This window comes from Leptospira bandrabouensis (genome assembly GCF_004770905.1).
Classification (GTDB): domain Bacteria; phylum Spirochaetota; class Leptospiria; order Leptospirales; family Leptospiraceae; genus Leptospira_A; species Leptospira_A bandrabouensis.
The window spans coordinates 377,970-394,642 of sequence record NZ_RQHT01000012.1; the positions used below are offsets into that span (position 1 = coordinate 377,970).

At 40.2% G+C, this 16,673-nt stretch carries 18 protein-coding genes and 1 tRNA gene; 10 read left to right on the plus strand and 9 right to left on the minus strand.

What is annotated here, in order from left to right:
• Positions 1 to 59 precede the first annotated feature (59 nt).
• The gene (locus EHR07_RS05460) at positions 60 to 356 is read left to right on the plus strand and encodes a hypothetical protein (RefSeq protein WP_135569813.1); all 297 of its coding nucleotides are present in this window, start codon (positions 60 to 62) and stop codon (positions 354 to 356) included.
• Positions 357 to 505: 149 nt separating this feature from the next.
• Here the strand turns inward: EHR07_RS05460 and EHR07_RS05465 are convergent, their stop codons facing one another.
• Complete coding sequence (locus tag EHR07_RS05465; RefSeq protein ID WP_238753878.1) at positions 506 to 1,357, minus strand: SDR family NAD(P)-dependent oxidoreductase; 852 nt, start codon at positions 1,355 to 1,357, stop codon at positions 506 to 508.
• Positions 1,354 to 2,784 carry a flavin-containing monooxygenase gene (locus tag EHR07_RS05470; protein WP_135744144.1) on the minus strand — a complete coding sequence of 477 codons (1,431 nt, stop codon included), beginning with the start codon at positions 2,782 to 2,784 and terminating at the stop codon, positions 1,354 to 1,356. Before EHR07_RS05470 ends, EHR07_RS05465 begins: the two co-directional genes overlap by 4 nt.
• A gap of 137 nt (positions 2,785 to 2,921) precedes the next feature.
• On the opposite strand from EHR07_RS05470, the gene EHR07_RS05475 reads away from it, so the two are divergent.
• Positions 2,922 to 3,563, plus strand: a complete 642-nt coding sequence (locus EHR07_RS05475) for a TetR/AcrR family transcriptional regulator (RefSeq protein ID WP_135744145.1) — start codon at positions 2,922 to 2,924, stop codon at positions 3,561 to 3,563.
• Positions 3,564 to 3,673: 110 nt separating this feature from the next.
• The gene (locus EHR07_RS05480) at positions 3,674 to 4,528 is read left to right on the plus strand and encodes an ankyrin repeat domain-containing protein (RefSeq protein ID WP_135744146.1); all 855 of its coding nucleotides are present in this window, start codon (positions 3,674 to 3,676) and stop codon (positions 4,526 to 4,528) included.
• Between the two features lie 99 nt (positions 4,529 to 4,627).
• On the opposite strand, the gene EHR07_RS05485 is transcribed toward EHR07_RS05480, so the two are convergent.
• A complete protein-coding gene (locus EHR07_RS05485; protein WP_135744147.1) occupies positions 4,628 to 5,302 on the minus strand; it encodes a CDP-alcohol phosphatidyltransferase family protein in 675 nt (224 codons plus the stop codon).
• Positions 5,303 to 5,405: 103 nt separating this feature from the next.
• On the opposite strand from EHR07_RS05485, the gene EHR07_RS05490 reads away from it, so the two are divergent.
• A tRNA-Asp gene (locus tag EHR07_RS05490) sits at positions 5,406 to 5,482 on the plus strand.
• 23 nt (positions 5,483 to 5,505) lie between these two features.
• Here the strand turns inward: EHR07_RS05490 and fliG are convergent.
• Positions 5,506 to 6,525 (minus strand): flagellar motor switch protein FliG, encoded by a 1,020-nt coding sequence (gene fliG, locus EHR07_RS05495; RefSeq protein ID WP_135744148.1) that lies wholly within the window; start codon positions 6,523 to 6,525, stop codon positions 5,506 to 5,508.
• Between the two features lie 129 nt (positions 6,526 to 6,654).
• Here fliG and EHR07_RS05500 point away from each other — a divergent pair, with 129 nt between their 5' ends.
• The gene (locus EHR07_RS05500) at positions 6,655 to 6,864 is read left to right on the plus strand and encodes a hypothetical protein (protein ID WP_004788926.1); all 210 of its coding nucleotides are present in this window, start codon (positions 6,655 to 6,657) and stop codon (positions 6,862 to 6,864) included.
• Positions 6,865 to 6,894: 30 nt separating this feature from the next.
• On the opposite strand, the gene EHR07_RS05505 is transcribed toward EHR07_RS05500, so the two are convergent.
• The 3 genes from EHR07_RS05505 to pdhA are packed head-to-tail and all read right to left on the minus strand — an operon-like array spanning position 6,895 to position 10,232.
• Positions 6,895 to 8,259 (minus strand): pyruvate dehydrogenase complex dihydrolipoamide acetyltransferase, encoded by a 1,365-nt coding sequence (locus EHR07_RS05505; protein ID WP_135744149.1) that lies wholly within the window; start codon positions 8,257 to 8,259, stop codon positions 6,895 to 6,897.
• 11 nt (positions 8,260 to 8,270) lie between these two features.
• Positions 8,271 to 9,245, minus strand: coding sequence for a pyruvate dehydrogenase complex E1 component subunit beta (locus EHR07_RS05510; protein WP_135744150.1), 975 nt, complete (start codon positions 9,243 to 9,245; stop codon positions 8,271 to 8,273).
• A complete protein-coding gene (gene pdhA / locus EHR07_RS05515; protein ID WP_135744151.1) occupies positions 9,246 to 10,232 on the minus strand; it encodes a pyruvate dehydrogenase (acetyl-transferring) E1 component subunit alpha in 987 nt (328 codons plus the stop codon). It lies immediately after the preceding gene.
• Positions 10,233 to 10,337: 105 nt separating this feature from the next.
• Between pdhA and EHR07_RS05520 the strand changes: the two genes are divergently transcribed.
• Entirely contained in the window at positions 10,338 to 11,621 is a 1,284-nt protein-coding gene (locus EHR07_RS05520) for a hypothetical protein (protein ID WP_135744152.1), read from the plus strand.
• Between the two features lie 143 nt (positions 11,622 to 11,764).
• Here the strand turns inward: EHR07_RS05520 and EHR07_RS05525 are convergent, their stop codons facing one another.
• Together EHR07_RS05525 and fbp are read right to left on the minus strand one after the other, a co-directional pair.
• Positions 11,765 to 12,013: a hypothetical protein gene (locus tag EHR07_RS05525; protein ID WP_135744153.1), complete on the minus strand. Its 249-nt coding sequence runs from the start codon at positions 12,011 to 12,013 to the stop codon at positions 11,765 to 11,767.
• An 89-nt stretch (positions 12,014 to 12,102) separates the two neighbouring features.
• Positions 12,103 to 13,137, minus strand: coding sequence for a class 1 fructose-bisphosphatase (gene fbp, locus EHR07_RS05530; protein WP_135744154.1), 1,035 nt, complete (start codon positions 13,135 to 13,137; stop codon positions 12,103 to 12,105).
• A 141-nt stretch (positions 13,138 to 13,278) separates the two neighbouring features.
• On the opposite strand from fbp, the gene EHR07_RS05535 reads away from it, so the two are divergent.
• The 4 genes from EHR07_RS05535 (at position 13,279) to dnaG (ending at position 16,672) form a co-directional block, all read left to right on the plus strand.
• Positions 13,279 to 14,067: a hypothetical protein gene (locus EHR07_RS05535; protein WP_135744397.1), complete on the plus strand. Its 789-nt coding sequence runs from the start codon at positions 13,279 to 13,281 to the stop codon at positions 14,065 to 14,067.
• Between the two features lie 87 nt (positions 14,068 to 14,154).
• Positions 14,155 to 14,373 (plus strand): 30S ribosomal protein S21, encoded by a 219-nt coding sequence (rpsU, locus tag EHR07_RS05540; RefSeq protein WP_002973784.1) that lies wholly within the window; start codon positions 14,155 to 14,157, stop codon positions 14,371 to 14,373.
• A 19-nt stretch (positions 14,374 to 14,392) separates the two neighbouring features.
• The gene (locus EHR07_RS05545; protein WP_135744155.1) at positions 14,393 to 14,848 is read left to right on the plus strand and encodes a GatB/YqeY domain-containing protein; all 456 of its coding nucleotides are present in this window, start codon (positions 14,393 to 14,395) and stop codon (positions 14,846 to 14,848) included.
• Between the two features lie 12 nt (positions 14,849 to 14,860).
• Entirely contained in the window at positions 14,861 to 16,672 is a 1,812-nt protein-coding gene (dnaG, locus tag EHR07_RS05550) for a DNA primase (protein WP_135744156.1), read from the plus strand.
• Position 16,673: the final 1 nt, after the last annotated feature.

The window sequence follows — 16,673 nt, forward strand, 5'->3', positions numbered from 1 at the left end:
CAAACATTGTTATCGTTTCCAGAAGGAAGATTTGATACTATCTTCATAAGGTTACATGTATGGAAGAAAACGAAACAATAGAAATTCCACAGATTCAAGAAGAACCTGCACCGGAAGTAGTAGTTGTGGTTAAAAAAGCAGCTCCTAAGAAGAAAAAGGCCGCAAAAAAGAAAGCAGCAAAGAAAAAAGCGGCTCCTAAAAAGAAAAAGGCCGCGAAGAAGAAAGCTGCTAAAAAGAAAAAAGTGGCAAAGAAAAAAACTAAGAAAGTTCTCGCTAAAAAGAGACCTGCGAAAAAGAAAACTGCTAAAAAAAGAGCAGCGAAGAAAAAAGTCGCAAGAAAGAAAAAAAGACGTTAACTCCCTTTGGGGTAATAGATTCGAACTTGGCCCAAATGATTGGGCTTTTCCTTTGAACCTATTATCCCACTCTAAAAGGAATTAAATTCTTTAGTTCCTGATTTCTACCCTTTCCCATTCATATCGAATGTCATAAAGACAAATTCCAATTAATGAATTGTATTAGTATTCGTGATTCCTTTTCCTTTTAACCATTTTTGTTGGTTCCTTTTTCCTATCCATAAAAGTGCCGGTGACAGTTTTCCCATAAGCCAAGGGAAAACAGCAACCAACCTAGAGATAAGCCCATCCGAGTAAGGAACATAAATTTCCAATGTCCCTTTTTTGATTCCCTTTATGACTGCACGAGCCACTGCATCTGGAGATTGTACTGGATTCACCCAATTAAGTGCCGTGCCACCATTTAAAGCTTCATGTAGGAGCATGGGAGTATCCACGGCTGTCGGATAAATCCCTGATACTTTAATTTTCGTATGTTTTAGCTCTTCGAAAAGTGCGGTCAAAAATCCGCGCAGTCCAAATTTTCCCGCAGAGTAAAGAGAAGAATCTGCTAAAGCAATAATTCCTCCAATCGAAACAATGGATACGATAGCACCTTCATTTCGTTTTAACATCAGTGGAAGGATTCCATGTGTAATATGAATGGGACTGATTAAATTAATCCATATTTGTCTTTGAATGTCACCGATGGATTGGCTAATAAAAGGACCTTCTTTGGTATATCCAGCATTGTTGATTAAAACACTGATTTCTGGATAATCTTTCTGAATGGAGTGAATTAGATTTTGAATTTCCTCTGGGTTTGTTTGATCGCAGACAAAGAATCGAGGATTCCCATTTAGTTTTTCTTTTACCTGAGACATTTTTTCTAAACTGATATCGGAAAGCAGCAATTGGTATCCTTCGTTTTCCAAACGAATTGCAATGGCTTCCGCAATGGCACCGCCACCGCCGGTAATCAAGGCAATTTTTTTCTTATGTTTCTCTAGGTTCTTCTTCATTGGGAAATTCCTGATGTAGGTAACCGATTTTCTGTTCCAGAGGAAACAATGGGGGATTTTAGAAAGTTAAATTGTCCAGGTTTTAGTTCTAACCAACCCATTTTCTTTTGTATTTTAGATCTATAGTTTTTATAGGCTACTTGATTGACATACACGGAATGGCGTCCCGTATTTAAGTATTGAATTTTACCATTTAATAAGGGCCTATCAGTTTTGATTAGGTTGGCAAAACGAAGATACGTAGGATGATTCTTCCGTTTTGCTTCAATGTAGGATGCAATTAAATTTGCCATTTCATCAAACATCTTGTAGGCTCCACCATCGGTTTCCATATAACCTAGAGCGTATAAATTTTCGAAATTTCGATTAAACAAAGTTAAGTAGAGGTCAGGTCTTCCATTTTTCCATTCGAAATATTTACTATCCATATACGGAATCGACCAGTTATATCCGGTTGCAAGAATGATAATGTCTATTTTTTCCTTGGATCCGTCTTTAAAAACAACTGAATCACCTTCAAGTTTTTCTATATCCGGTTTTGCAATCACATCGCCATGTCTTAAGTTATGGATTAACTGGTCGTTGATGATAGGGTGAGTTTCAAATATTTTATGGTCAGGCGCTGGTAATCCCAGTTTCGTTAGGTCACCAACAAGATATTTTAATAACCTACCGAATACAAACTGTGAGACCCAATTGGGAATCCAATGCGCACCATCTCCAAAAACATCTGCCGGTTGCCCCAAAATATGTTTTGGTATAAAATGATATCCCCGTCTAACGCTGATAAATGCTTGTTCGGCGTTGGCTCCTGCGTCACATGCTATATCACAACCTGAGTTACCTGCGCCTACAATAAGCACTCGTTTTCCATGAAAAAGAGTAGGAGATTTATAATTTACACTGTGTAATATTTTTCCTGTAAAATTTCTTTCACCCTCTAATTTTGGTTGGTTTGGTGACCATGTGATTCCGCTGGCACAAACAATTCCGCCAAACAAATACTTTTCGTTGGAACTTGTTTCAACAATCCAACATCCATCTTGTTCTTTGATTTCTTTTATCGAAGTGTTAAATTGAATCAATGGGTAGAGATTATAGGTTTTTGCAAAATCTCGGTGGTATTTTAAAATTTGTAGGTTGGATGGATAGTCTGGATAATTTTCAGGCATCGGGAAATCAAAATAACTAGATAAATACTTTGAAGAAATAAAGTGAGCACTTTCATACATGGGAGAACCTGGATTATTGATATCCCAAATTCCTCCAACATCGTTATGTTTTTCAAAAACTTGAAAAGGAATCCCTTTTGCTAATAGGGACCTCGCCATTGTTAGGCCTGCGGGTCCGGCACCCACGATACAAATTGTATCCGATTTATCTATGGTCCCAGTAGAACCAGATTGTTTGTTTTTTACGAGATCCATATTCCCTCACATTCCTAATATGATCAATGATCATATTTATGAGATCATTGATCATAAATTAGAATCAGTCAAGGCCAAATTTAGTAGGTTGGGAAAAAAAGAAGTGCAAATTATGATAAGAAATTTCTCCTTTTCTTATGAGTCTTGAGTTCAAAATCCCTGTCCAAACGAGAAGTCGCGACCGAGTCGAACTCATTTTAAAAACTGCTAGGGAATTGATCGGTGAAAAAGGAATCGATGCTGTGAGTATGCGTGAGATTGCGCAAACAGCAGGAATTCAAATTGGCTCTTTATACCAATACTTCCCAGGAAAAAGTGTATTATTGTTAACAATCATGAATCAATATTACGATTTATTGTATGATGAAACAAAAAGAATTTTAGAGCCAGTGCGAACCACTGCTGAATTAGAAGTTGCCGCTGAAATTGCTTTCAAACAATTTATAACAATTTTTCAAAAAGACCCGGCCCTTGCCAATCTTTGGGCAGGTGCTAGGGCCATTCCGGAATTAGTATCCGAGGACAATCGTGATACATATAGAAATGCGGAATTAATTGTAAAAACTACCTTACGTTGCCTACCTATCTTAAAAGAATCAGAAGTCAGACCATTTGCTTTGTATTTCAGTCACACCATTGGTATGATCATCAGGTTTGTTCGGGAAATTGAAGTGGATCATGGTAAAGCAGTTATGAAGGAAACTCTAGAGATTCTAAAATTAAGGCTAAGGGAGTTTGAAAAATTAGCAAAAGAAAAATCCAAACAAAAGAAGAAGTGAAATTGATATACAAACACTCGTTTGGATTTTAATTGTGAGGATGTAGCTTTTTGTAACATCTAATCGCTGTTTTTGGCTTGCGATTGAATCAAAACCTATAAGATATAAGGATGAAAAAACTCATTCCTCTATTTCTATTATGGGCACTCGTATCTTGTTCAAGTTTGCCCTACACAATCGAAGATCGTAAATTCGACAAAGCTAAACAAATGATTGAAGAAGGTGCCGATGTAAATCAAACGTCTGATTGTTTTCATGCGCTTACCATTGCTGCTATGGAAGGTGATGAAGGTCTCGTGAAACTTTTGTTAGATAAAGGTGCTAAGGTCGATAATCGCTCTAAAGAATGTGATTATACGGATCGAATTGGACCGTTCCGTATGAAATTTCGTTGGGGTGCAAGGACAGCCCTTGACCGAGTGGCCAATGCAAAAATTGCCAAACTACTTTTGGCAAAAGGGGCCAATCCAAACATTGCAGGATATCGTGAATATACTTTTGGCCCGGATTACGACACTGCTTTATGGAATGCGGTACGTAACGCTGATTTTGAGCTAGTAAAGGTTTTGGTAGAAGCCGGAGCTAACCCAAATGTATATAACAAGTCTGGCAAAAATAGCATTTGGGAAATGGCAGAAGCTAGAAAATCCCAAGGGAAACCAGAATTTCTTTCTTACCTACAATCCAAAGGAATGAAAAAACTTGAAATTACAGATGCCAAAGCCAAAACAACGGATGGCAAAATCCTTACTAAATACAAACACATTGCCACTGGAGCTGTCACGGAAATGCCAGCAGATATTGCAAAAGGTGTGTATGAAAATCCTAAAAATTATTCAGCACTAACAATAAACGCTGCCGATGGAGCTTACTACCATTATGCGGAATTTGTTTGGGCAGAAACGGGACAAAATTTATATGAGTGGTATTTACTCCGCAGAAAAAATACGGGCACTTTGAAATAAAATTTTAGTCCAGAGTATTTGAAATTTTGATTTCTACTTTTGGTTCTTTGTTTTTGACTTAGAAAGTTTTGACAAATAAAATCATCAGTAGAAATCAAATTAAATTTTTTGATACTTCTTTGCTTGTTTTTTGTTTTCTGGATCTAATTCGATGGCTTCAGGATGAAACACAATATTCCAGTACCGAACCACGTAGGCAACAACACCTGCAGTCAGTACAAAAAGTAAAACATAAGCGGAGATGACAGGATGGAGTAAAAAAGAATAAGGAGCACCAAACTGTAAAAAGTAAGGTAATGACATATACCAAATCACAGATACTGCCACAATTCCCACACCAAATTTTCCCCACCAGTTAGGTCGACCTTGTAATCCACGTTTTAAATACAAATACCCTCCAAGCCAAACACCAAGGATCTCTCTGATAAAATATACAATAAGAATCCAACTCGGAAAATCAAAATGAATGGTAACCACAAAGAGACCACCGAGGGTAACGAGTTTATCACAGACTGGATCTAAGTATCTACCTAGAGTCGTTTCTTGGTGGAGGAGACGAGCAAAGAGTCCATCGAGGTAATCGCTCACAACGGCAGCCAATGCATAAAAGATCGATGCAGAAAAAGCGCGTAAGTTCGCTGGATCATGTGCATAAGCATAAGTGCTTTGGAAAAAAAAGGGGAGTAACAACACCCGAAATACAGATAAAAAATTGGATAGGGTAAAGATACGATCCTGGAAAAGGTCTTTGGCTTTTTTTTCTTCGATTTGCATAGAACCAGTACCAGATTCTAAAAATTCTAACGAAAGGCAAGAAAACAAATGAAAACTGTGTTGACTCTCGGAGTCGATTCTATAGTTTGGTTTTTATTCCGATGGAGTTGTAGCTCAGTTGGTTAGAGTGCCTGCCTGTCACGCAGGATGTCGCGGGTTCGAGCCCCGTCAACTCCGCCATCGGATTTCTTTATTTTTCCCTTTCACTCAATATATTCTTCTTTTTCTTTTTTGAATAGAATTTGATTTTCTTCTTCTAAAACTCTTGCCACTTGCACAATTTTACTTCTTGCTTCGTTTATCTCTCGTAAGGTGACTCGTGGTTTCATGTCCAGGGCATCTAAAATATCTTCTGACCTGTTTTGGCTCATATTGTTTAGGAATTTTTTCCTGATTTCATCTCCGGCACCACGGATGGCAAGAGAGATGGCCGTATCATCAGCCAAACGATTGATGAGGATTCGCATTTCTTTGTTATCCAATGAAAGAATGTCTTCAAAGGTATAAAGTTTTTCGCGAACTTGGTCGGCCACATCGGGAGAAGATTCTTCGAGTTCTGATAGAATCGTTTCCTCTGCCCCTTTTTCCATAAAGTTCAAAATGTTCGCAAGGACATGAGCTCCACCAGCTTCGGAGTATTCCTGTTTGTCCCTTTCTTCGTAGCGTTTTTTGAGGATCCTTGCGATGTTTTGGATCACATCGGGATGGGTTTTGGATGTGGTGGCGAGTCTTACGGCAATTTTTGCCTGTTCTGGTTTTGGAAAGAGTTTCAAAACATCGGCTGCCTTTTTTGGATCCAAATGCGATAAGGTCACAGCAATGATTTGAGGAGACTCGGTTCCAAGCATTCCCTGTAAAACTCCTGGTTCCACTTGGTTTAAAAATTCAAAATCGTTTTTAGTTTCTTCTTTATGGATTTTTTTTAGGATCACATTGGCTTTTTCAGCGCCCACTGTATGTTCCAAAAGAGATTTGGCAGTGGAGAGGCCACCAGATGTGGTTTCATTCAAATCTTCAATGGTATTATGAAATTCCTTTAAGATGACTTCTCTTTCTTCTTTCGAGATGGACCTGATTTTGGACATTTCCAAAATCACTGCTTCGAGCATTGTATCATCCAGGTGTTTCAGAACATCGGCTGCTCTTTCTTTGCCAAGGGATAAAAGGAGGAGGGCGGCTTTTCTTACGCCAGGAGTGGCGGATGTACTGTTCTCAGGCTTCATGTGACATAATTCTCCCAGTTTCCTGATACTGTCAAAAAAAACTTACTTAATGAGACAAAATTTTCTAAAGGTCTCATAAAATCGTACGATACCCTTTGTAAGTTACAAAGATAAGGGAAACAAAACCAGATGGACAAAGCTCACAAATTTAAAAGTACACTCGAAAGATACATCCACTACCGAGGAATCGATATCGTTCTCCACTTGAAAGACGGACAAAGCATTGAACTTGATAAAAATCGCCAAATGATGGACGATGTAGTGATCGGGAACTTAGCTAGTGGTGTGGTTCGCATTCCCGTCGCTGACATCCAAAGTGCCGATTTTTTCGCAGCATAAAACTTAAACATCACGAATCAACTACAAGAGTCAGATCACACCGGCCATAAGGCTCGGTTGTTCTAAAAGACTCTTGAGAGTCCTTAAGAATTCGGCCCCGACAGCACCATCGATTACTCGGTGGTCGCAGGAAAGGGTCAAAGACAAAACCCGGCCAGCTACCACGGCCCCGTTTTCCACAACAGGTTTGTCTTCCACAGAACCAACAGCTAAGATCCCACTTTCTGGTTCGTTGATGATGGCTGTGAACCGACTGATTCCATACATTCCTAGATTAGAAATGGTAAAGGTTCCATTCGAAAATTCTTCTGGTTTAAGTTTTCGTTCTCGGGCACGTTTTGCTAGTTCCTTCACCTCTTTCGAAATTTCTAAAATGGATTTCCCATCTGCACCACGGATAACGGGTGTTAAAAGACCTCCATCCAGAGAAACTGCAATTCCTACATCCACTCGACCAAATTGTAAAATAGAATCTCCTAGGAAACTGGCATTGACTTTGGGATGAAGCCTTAGGGCGGCAGCAGTGGCTTTGACGATGATATCGTTTAAACTGACTTTGACTTGTAATTCTGGTTCTAGATGTTTTTGAAATTCCAAAAGCTCTGATCGAAAAGATTCCATCGCTTTTGCATTTACATCCACATTCAAATAGAAGTGGGGGAGATTTTGTTTGGATTCGGTCAGACGTTTTGCTATGGTTTTTCGCATTCCATTCAAAGTCACAACTTCATCTGCGCGCGTTGTGCCTTTACTCGCAAATTGAGTTGAACGAGACCCTTGGCTTAAAGTATTCAAAACATCTTTTTTAGTAATCCTTCCCTCTGGCCCTGTTCCGATCACGGTATGCAAATCAACTCCGTGTTCAATGGCAATTGATTTGGCTAGAGGAGAAGCAAGAACACGAAGTCCTCCTCGGTTTGCCTCGATGAACTCAGCAACCGAGGAAACCGATGTACCTGAGGTAACCGCGGCAACCGCGGTAACCGAGTTTATCGAGGTTTGTTTTGTTTCTGATTTATTAGAAGATGGTAAAGGTGGAGTGGATACCGAAACGGAAGGTTGGCTCGTTTGGGTTTCCTTGGAGTGTGCCGTTTCCACCTTTGTTTGGTTAGGTTCATTTTTCGGGATACCTGCGAGTAGAGAAGATATGTCTTCGCCTGGTTTTCCAATGACTGCCAAAGCCTGTCCCACTTTTAATTTGGCTCCTTCGGTATGTAGGATTTTTAAAAGTACACCCGATTCAAAGGCTTCCATTTCCATTACGGCTTTGTCTGTTTCCACTTCGGCGATGATATCACCGGGAGAGACGGAATCTCCTTCTTTTTTTAACCATTTCACAATGGTTCCTTCTTCCATCGTAGGGGAAAGTTGGGTCATTTCTTGAATTTTTGCCATTGTTTGTTCTCCTACTGTAACATCTCTCGGATGGTATCGGCAACTCTTGTTGCGTTTGGCAAACTCATTCTTTCTAAGTTGGCAGCATAAGACATAGGCACATCCATTTGTGTCACTCGTTCCACGGGGTGGTCAAGGTAAGCGAAGGCATTTTTTTGGATAAGATAAGCAATTTGAGCTCCAAATCCGGCAACTGGCCATCCTTCTTCCACGACGACGGCTCTGTTTGTTTTTTTTACGGATTCATAAATGAGATTTTCATCTAACGGACGTAAACTGCGAAGATCCACAATTTCTACAGAGATACCTTCTTTTTCTAAAATGGCCGCCGCTTCTTCAGCAAACCCGAGGGCTCTTGACCAAGTTACAAGGGTAATGTCTGTACCTTTTCTTTTGATTTCACCAAGACCTAAAGGGATGGTGTATTCCTGTTCGGGAACTTCTCCTTTGGATCCGTATAACACTTCTGATTCGATAAAGATGGTGGGGTTATTGTCTCTGATGGAAGATTTGAGTAGGCCGTAAGCATCTTTTGGTGTGGCAGGACAAACTACTTTAAGGCCTGGGCAATGGGCATACCAAGATTCGAAGGCCTGGGAGTGTTGGGCCCCAAGTCTTCCTCCCGCACCACCGGCACCACGAAAGACAATCGGCATGGGGAATTGGCCCCCACTCATATAATTCATTTTGGCAGCGGAGTTGATGATTTGGTCAATGGCAACAAGGGAAAAGTTCCAAGTCATAAATTCAATGATGGGACGTAAGCCCACCATCGCCGAACCCACTCCAATCCCCGCAAATCCATTTTCGGAAATAGGGGTGTCGATCACTCTTTCTTCCCCAAATTTATCTAACATTCCTTGGGAAACTTTATAAGCTCCTTGGTAATGTCCGACTTCTTCTCCCATTAAATAGATGGACGGATCTTTTTCCATCTCTTCTGTCATGGCCCGGTTTAGTGCTTCTCTGTAAGTGAGGATGGCCATTTATTTATCCTCCGCATACACATACTTGTGTAGTTGGGAAAGGGGAGGTTCAGGTGAAGTTTCCGCAAATTGGTAAGCCTCATCAATTTGGTTTTGGATTTCTAAATCCATTTTGTCTAATTCTTCTGTTTTAATCCCACCTAACTCTAGTTCCTGTCTTGCACGCATCAGAGGGTCTTTCTTTTTATAGGCTTCTAATTCTTCTTTCGTTCTATATTTAGCAGGATCCGACATGGAATGGCCCCGGAAACGGTATGTAGAAACTTCGATGAGAGTTGGTCCTTCGCCGCGACGTGCCCTTTCGACTGCCACTTGAACATGGTCTCTTACCTTTCTCACTTCATCACCTTCGATATGATCGCGAGCCATATCGTAAGCATATGCTCTCACAGATACATCTTTGACAGCAAGAGCACGGTATTCAGGAGTTCCCATCGCATAATGGTTGTTCTCACAAATAAATACTACGGGGAGTTTCCAAATGGCAGCGAGGTTCAAACCCTCATGAAAGGATCCGATATTGGCAGCTCCTTCTCCAAAAAAACAAATCGTCACAGAATCTTCTTTTTTAAATTTAGAGGCAAATGCAATCCCTGCGGCAAGAGAGATATGCCCACCCACAATTCCGTGCCCGCCCATAAAGTGTGCGTTACGATCAAAAAAGTGCATTGAACCGCCGTTACCTTTTGAAATACCTGTGCCTTTTCCAAATAACTCTGCCATCAATGGTTTGGGATTTAAGCCCCTTGCCAAAGCATGGCCATGGTCTCTATATGTCGAAACAATATAGTCCTTTGGGGTGAGGGCCGCAATGGAACCAACTCCCACTGCCTCTTGGCCGATGTACAAATGTAAAAAACCACCAATCTTTCCTACGCTATAGGCTTTGGCAGCGGCTTCCTCAAACTTTCGTATAAGTACCATTTGTCTGTAGAACTCTTTCAACTCGCTCACAGATTGTGAGTCTTTTGGGATAGAAGAAACCAACTAGAACCTCCAAAACGACTAAAAAACTACACTATTTAGACGCAGAAGGAAAGCAAAAATCTTGCTCTCAGAAGGATCGTAAAAGACAGTTTCCTTAGGACCTTTATGAAAATTACGAATGCTGGAATCGAATTCTTAGAATTCAATGAATTTAAAAATTTTGCCGTTGATTATGATTTGTTAGGTTCTGTTTCTCTCAGTGAACCTGTAGTTGATAAAAATGGTAGTATCCTCATCAAAGAAAAAGTTGCCATCAAGGAAAATATTTTAAAGAAGCTGGAAGGTATGGAAGGGAACTACATTCCTTCTTTTAAACTCGCTATGTCCAAGGATTTGATGAGAATGCTTCGGATGGTTCTTTCCAAAGCAATCCTCAGTCGAATCGAAGACAGATCCAACGAATTCATTTATCATTTGTATGAACAAAATGCGGAACGAATGGCAAGTCTCAAAGGGATCATTCAAAACTCATTTTATTCTAAATCTTTGGCATTGTCTTTTTTTCGAATTTTACTGGTTCATAAGGAATTTTTTAATCATTTAGCTGATTTTGGTCTTTTAAGTTTAGGATCTGTCATTCAAAAACAATATGGTTTTAAAATGGTGAACAGGTTCAGTTTCCTTGCTGGTCTTTGTGCCGATATCTCTGTATCGAAAGAAGGATTGTACAAACAAAGTTTTTTTGGTCCTTCTTTAACTTCTGCAGTGAATCTTTCTTTGGAAATTGCCAGAAAACTAAACTTACCAGAGGAAGTGATCAGTGCGATTAACAATCATGGTTCGACTGGATTTGAGATTCCAGGTGTTGTTCCTGCTACTGTTAATGTAGAAGACCTTCGAAAACACCAATTGAATATAGATCTTTTGGCGGGAAGTGGCATGGAAGATGATGCCAGTGACGATGAGGAAGAGGCAGGCGAATATGCAGATGATACTGCCGCCGTTACTTTGGAAGCACTTAAAATTGCTCGTTATATCATGGAGAATTTGAAAGTATCCACTGAGAAAGAACATGTATCAGAAAAACTCCTTGTGATGTTTACTTACAATGCAGAGAAGGGGCTTTTCCGAAAAGACTTGGCTGATCCCATGACCAGTCGGTTTAAAGAATTTGACCAGGCGATCAAACGCATCCGAACCATTGCTGAAATCGAAAACAAATGTAAGTTCCAAACTTCTGCTTGGGCCTATCCCAAACCAAAAGCTGCACAAATTCTTTGTCGCGATAAAAATTACCAATGCCCTTGGATTGTGAATGGTTGGGATTTAAGGATCATCTCCCCCCAAGATCCTTTTGGCCATATTGGGACTTCCTTAGATGTGGGAACCTATCCTAAATGTGCTTTAGAGGAAGAACTCCATGCAAAAATTAAATACACAGATAGTTAGTGAAATGAAATTTCGTATTTTTTTGTTAGTTGTTCGCACTTGAACTGTAATGAAGAAGGATTAGAAGAATTTTTTTTAATGAACACTAGAAAATAAAAAACCAACCGAGTTTTCGGTTGGTTTTCTTTTCACAGAAAAGATGATTAGAAACCTGCTGGTTTTTTAATGTCTTTTGTGGCGTCATTGATGGCACCAGTTGCTGCTTTTTTAGCTTCTGCTTCTGCAGTTTTCACTGCTGCATCTACTTTTTTCTCTACTTCTGTAGTTACTTTTTTCGCTGCATCTTCAACAGATTCGATTTTTTCTTCAACAACAGGCTCTTCTTTTTTGCAGAAAGCAAGTCCAGAAGCCATAGTCACACCAAGAATTAAAACGAGTAGTTTTTTATTCATTGAAAGTTTTCTCCTAAAATCTTTTAATTCTGCCAAAACTAATAGATTGAGATTTCCTTTGAAAGAAATTTCTGTTTTTGTTTCGAAAATTATGACTTCGGAACGAATGTAAGAAATTCTTCTACTTCCTTTTTGCTTCCAATAACGAGCGTTGTTCTTTCATGAAGTTCCTTTGGGGTGAGGTCAAGGATCCTTTCTCCCTTCACTGTCACCGCCATTCCTCCTGCTTGTTCTGCAATAAAGGCCATCGGTGCTGCTTCATACAATAATCGTAATTTCCCGTTCGGATATTTGGAGGACTTTGTATCATTCGGATAAAGGAAAATTCCTCCTTTGAGAAGGTTTCTATGAAAGTCAGCTACGAGAGATCCAATATAACGAGCTGTTTTTGGTTTTTTTCCGCCTTCAATCGATTTGATCTTTTGGAGGTAAGTTTGTACTTCCGGAGACCAATACGATGCGTTTCCTTCATTGGCGGAATAAATATCTCCTGATTCCGGCATCTGCATATTCGGATGAGAAAGTAAAAATTCCCCTACACTTGGGTCTAGGGTAAATCCCGATACACCTGTTCCAGTAGAAAGGACAAGCATGGTGGAGGATCCGTAAATGATATAACCTGCACAACGTTGCAAATGGCCTTTTTGTAATAAATCTTTTTCGGTTCCTGGTTCTTTGGAATTGGGTTCAAGTCTTTGGTGGATGGAAAAAATGGTTCCAATGGATACGTTTGTGTCGATGTTCGAAGATCCATCTAAGGGGTCGATTGCCATCGTATACTTTCCAATATTGTATCCACCAGGAATCGGGATGATGTGTTCGTGTTCTTCGCTGGCAAGGACACAAAGGTGGCCACAAATTTTTAGGGACTGGTTGAAGGCATTGTCAGCATACTGATCCAGTTTCATTTGGGTTTCGCCTTGGACATTGGTATCGTCCGTGGCACCGAGTATATCATCTAAAAGTCCGGCTTTTCTGACCTCGCGACCTACGATTTTGGCAGCGTAAACTAAGTGGCTGAGTAGGGCTGTAAATTCTCCAGAAGCATGTGGGATTTTGAGTTGCTCTTCTAGGATGAATTGCGATAGAGAGATGAGTTTTTTTTGTTTCGGTGTTGCGTTCACAGGTTCCCCGAGTCGTTTTTACTCCATTTTGGGGGGATAACGCCAGGGGCAATCCTTTCTCCTTTTGATTGGGCCTTGCTCTACCGATACTAAACCTAGAATCCGATGATAGATCCAACAAATGTAAATCCATCCCCATCCATGCAAATGACAGATTATCATTCCCGTAGGCTTGGCATCAGTTTTGCCAGTGTGGGAGCTCATTTAGGTTGGGTGTATCTTTCCTCTGAGATTGTTTATGAATTTGGCCAATCCGAGAAAGAAGAATGGCTTAAAGAGCTTGTTTCTTCCCAATTTGCGGATTTAGTGCAGCATTTGGAAGCTCTGGATCCAAAAACCCTGGGAACGTTTTCAGAAAGGGAACGAGATTTTAAAATCAATATCATGCGCCTTCCCGAGGGAGAGGTTCCTGTTTTTGTTTTGGTGGTGCAGGAAGTCGAACCAGAACTTTCCGAACGCAATTGGGAAGATCTATCCAACCAAGTCCTTACGTTTTGTGCCACAGGAATTTCTTTGCGAGAAAAGAACATACTCGATTTCCATACCATCACAGATCCCATTCGAAAAAAAATGGAGCGTGCTTTTTCTGGCGATGTCCATTCGGGTGTCATTGCTTTCTTTCACCTCCAAGACCTTTCTCCCTTTTTTAAACCACTCGGTGTGGTCAAAAGCAGGGAAATCCTAAGGGAAGTGACAGCCACCTTACATAAAGAAACCAAAGAAAATGAATTCAATTTCCAATTGAACCCTCGTTCCTATTTCCTATTCTGCCCAGGGGAAACTTTGGATGGGGCCAACCACAGGTTTGGGTCCCTTTATTTTCCCTCCAAACATTTGATTTTGGACTATAAACTGAAGATTTTCCCTATCGACAGGGAGATTTTAGCCGATGATTCGAAGTTTTCTTCTATTTTTATCGAAAATTTCTGATTTGTTTTTCGGCTGAATTGACAAATCAGGGCGGTTTCCGATACCGTCAAAACTAGACCATTTTTACAAAAGGACAGTTGTTTGTCTATGACCCCACAAGTAGGGATTTATTTAAAAGAAGGGGAATCCATTGAAGCGGCGCTTCGTAGATTCAAAAGAGATTGTGCGAATGCTGGTATTATGAGCGAAATCAAACGTAGAGAATACTTTGAAAAGCCTAGCGTTGTGAAAAAGAAAGCTGTGGAAGCAGCCAAACGCAAACGAGACAAAAAGAAAAGACTATTCGCTAAAAAAGATAAACTTTAATCTTTAAGTCGGTTTTCCAATGACCCTGCAAGAGACGATCAATACCGATCTAAAGACGGCGTTAAAGGCCAAGGATGAAACCGTCCTAGGTACTTTGCGTCTCTTGAAAGCGGAAATTCAATATGAGTTAACCAAAACTGGTGCTTCCGAATTAACGGATACTGCAGTCATGCAGATCCTAAAAAGCAATTTCAAACGTAGAAAGGATACGGCTGTCGAATATGACAAAGCCAATCGTCCTGATTTATCGAGTAAAGAAATTCAGGAAGCAGAAGTCATCTCTCGTTATATTCCAAAAGAAGTCTCCGAAGAAGAAATCTCTAAGGCAGTAGAAGAAGCCATTGGAGAATTAAACGCAAACGGGACCCAGGATATGGGAAAGGTGATGGGTAAAGTAATGGCAAAATTTAAAGGACAAAATATAGACGGCTCCAAGGTATCCTCTCTCGTTAAACAAGCACTTACCGCCCGTTAATACTGTTATACTGTGAATCCTTACCAAAGTTTTAAAGAAAGAGTTCGCAGAGAAGTCTCCATTGATTCTTATATCAACCGGTTTGTACCTTTACGTCGTATGGGAAGAAACCTCGTTGGAATTTGTCCTTTCCATAATGAAAAAACTCCGTCTTTCAATGTAAATGCCGAAGGTGGCTTTTACCATTGTTTTGGGTGTAAGGCTTCCGGTGATTTGTTTCGGTTTGTGATGGACTACCAAAAGGTGGACTTTCTCAAATCGTTAGAAATTCTTTCTGACTACTCTGGAATTCCCCTTGTAGAAAGAACCAAAGAAGAAGAAGAATCAGAACGAAAAAAAGAAGCCCTCTATCAAGTTTCACAAAAAGCCTTAGAATACTTTCAAAAAAACTTAAACACACAAAGTGGTGAAGTGGCTCTCAAGTATTTAGAATCTCGCGGATTGTACACAGAAGATTTGAAGGTTTTTAAAATTGGATTTGGACTTCCTGGGTTTGGAAATTTACGGACGGAACTTTTTAAAACTGAAGCCGAAGTAAAACTTGGCGAACAGTTAGGTCTTCTCAAACGACAAGACCAAAACAAAGATCCTTATGATTTTTTTCGCAATCGCATTATGTTTCCTGTGATTGATACAAGGGGCAGAGTGATTGCCTTTTCCGGTAGGATCCTCGGCGAATCAGAAGAAGCCAAATACATCAATAGCCCTAACTCACTCATTTATGACAAAAGTCGCACGTTTTATAATTTAAATTTGAGCCAAGATAGCATTCGAAAAACAAGAGAAGCTGTCATCGTGGAAGGAGTGTTTGATGCCATTGGACTTTTCCGGAAAGGAATTGAGTTTGTGGTAGCACCGCTCGGAACAGGATTTACGGAAGGGCATGTTCGGATTCTAAAAAACATGGCGGACAAAGTGTACTTAATGATGGATTCGGACAAAGCAGGAACGAAAGGTGCTTTCCGTGCTGTGAATCTCCTTTCGAAAGAAGGTGTTTCGGTAAAAGTCTGTCATATCCCGGAAGGAAAAGATCCTTTTGATTATTCCCTCCATCATAACAAACAAGAAATCAGAGATTTATTGGAATCGGCAGCACCTGCCTCCCAATTTATGATCCGTGAGATCCTTGCGGGAGCAGGTCCCACTTCTTTGGCAGAGGAAAAACAGGCAGGTGTCAAAAAACTTTTTGAATTCCTAAAACCAATGGAAAAGGAAACAGACAAACAGGTCTATTTAGAAGAGGGGGCTCGCCAGCTCGGACTTTCATTTTCTTCGCTTTTTCAGGATTTTCGGGGCAAGCCGGGTGTAACTTCGACCCCCTCTCCGGTCGATACTAAAAAAGAACGTTCTGTGACCAAACCGGGAAAACTAGCTCCCATTTTGGTTTGTGAACGTAAGATGATCGCAATGCTCATCCAGAATATGGAACTATTTAGTTTCGCTGATGATTTGCTTGGCTTAGAGTTTCGAGATGAAGTATCTGCTTTTTTTTGGGACTATTTATATACGAAGTATTTGCAGAATGAGAACCTAACAGCTGCAGAAATTCTTTCGAGGGAAGAGATTCCTTCGGATTACCTGGGGATGATTGCCGAACATTTTACGGCCGATGAATCGACAACACCAGGACTGTTTAAGGGTATGTTTCTTTACCATGCGGATTTGTTGGATGACGCAAGGATGGAAGAACTTGTCAAAGAGATGGCCAAACCTGACTTAACGATTGAAGAAAAGAACAATCTTTTGTCAGAACTTTCACTTTTAAAAAGTGAAAAAAATAAGAGATCCGTGTATCTCCGAACGATCCAAACGTTAGAAGTATAAA

Bases quoted from the DNA above. Each gene is read 5' to 3' on its own strand.
- EHR07_RS05460 (WP_135569813.1), top strand. From the start codon at position 60: ATGGAAGAAAACGAAACAATAGAAATTCCACAGATTCAAGAAGAACCT.
- EHR07_RS05465 (WP_238753878.1), bottom strand. From the start codon at position 1,357: ATGAAGAAGAACCTAGAGAAACATAAGAAAAAAATTGCCTTGATTACC.
- EHR07_RS05470 (WP_135744144.1), bottom strand. From the start codon at position 2,784: ATGGATCTCGTAAAAAACAAACAATCTGGTTCTACTGGGACCATAGAT.
- EHR07_RS05475 (WP_135744145.1), top strand. From the start codon at position 2,922: ATGAGTCTTGAGTTCAAAATCCCTGTCCAAACGAGAAGTCGCGACCGA.
- EHR07_RS05480 (WP_135744146.1), top strand. From the start codon at position 3,674: ATGAAAAAACTCATTCCTCTATTTCTATTATGGGCACTCGTATCTTGT.
- EHR07_RS05485 (WP_135744147.1), bottom strand. From the start codon at position 5,302: ATGCAAATCGAAGAAAAAAAAGCCAAAGACCTTTTCCAGGATCGTATC.
- fliG (WP_135744148.1), bottom strand. From the start codon at position 6,525: ATGAAGCCTGAGAACAGTACATCCGCCACTCCTGGCGTAAGAAAAGCC.
- EHR07_RS05500 (WP_004788926.1), top strand. From the start codon at position 6,655: ATGGACAAAGCTCACAAATTTAAAAGTACACTCGAAAGATACATCCAC.
- EHR07_RS05505 (WP_135744149.1), bottom strand. From the start codon at position 8,259: ATGGCAAAAATTCAAGAAATGACCCAACTTTCCCCTACGATGGAAGAA.
- EHR07_RS05510 (WP_135744150.1), bottom strand. From the start codon at position 9,245: ATGGCCATCCTCACTTACAGAGAAGCACTAAACCGGGCCATGACAGAA.
- EHR07_RS05520 (WP_135744152.1), top strand. From the start codon at position 10,338: ATGAAAATTACGAATGCTGGAATCGAATTCTTAGAATTCAATGAATTT.
- EHR07_RS05525 (WP_135744153.1), bottom strand. From the start codon at position 12,013: ATGAATAAAAAACTACTCGTTTTAATTCTTGGTGTGACTATGGCTTCT.
- EHR07_RS05535 (WP_135744397.1), top strand. From the start codon at position 13,279: ATGCAAATGACAGATTATCATTCCCGTAGGCTTGGCATCAGTTTTGCC.
- rpsU (WP_002973784.1), top strand. From the start codon at position 14,155: ATGACCCCACAAGTAGGGATTTATTTAAAAGAAGGGGAATCCATTGAA.
- EHR07_RS05545 (WP_135744155.1), top strand. From the start codon at position 14,393: ATGACCCTGCAAGAGACGATCAATACCGATCTAAAGACGGCGTTAAAG.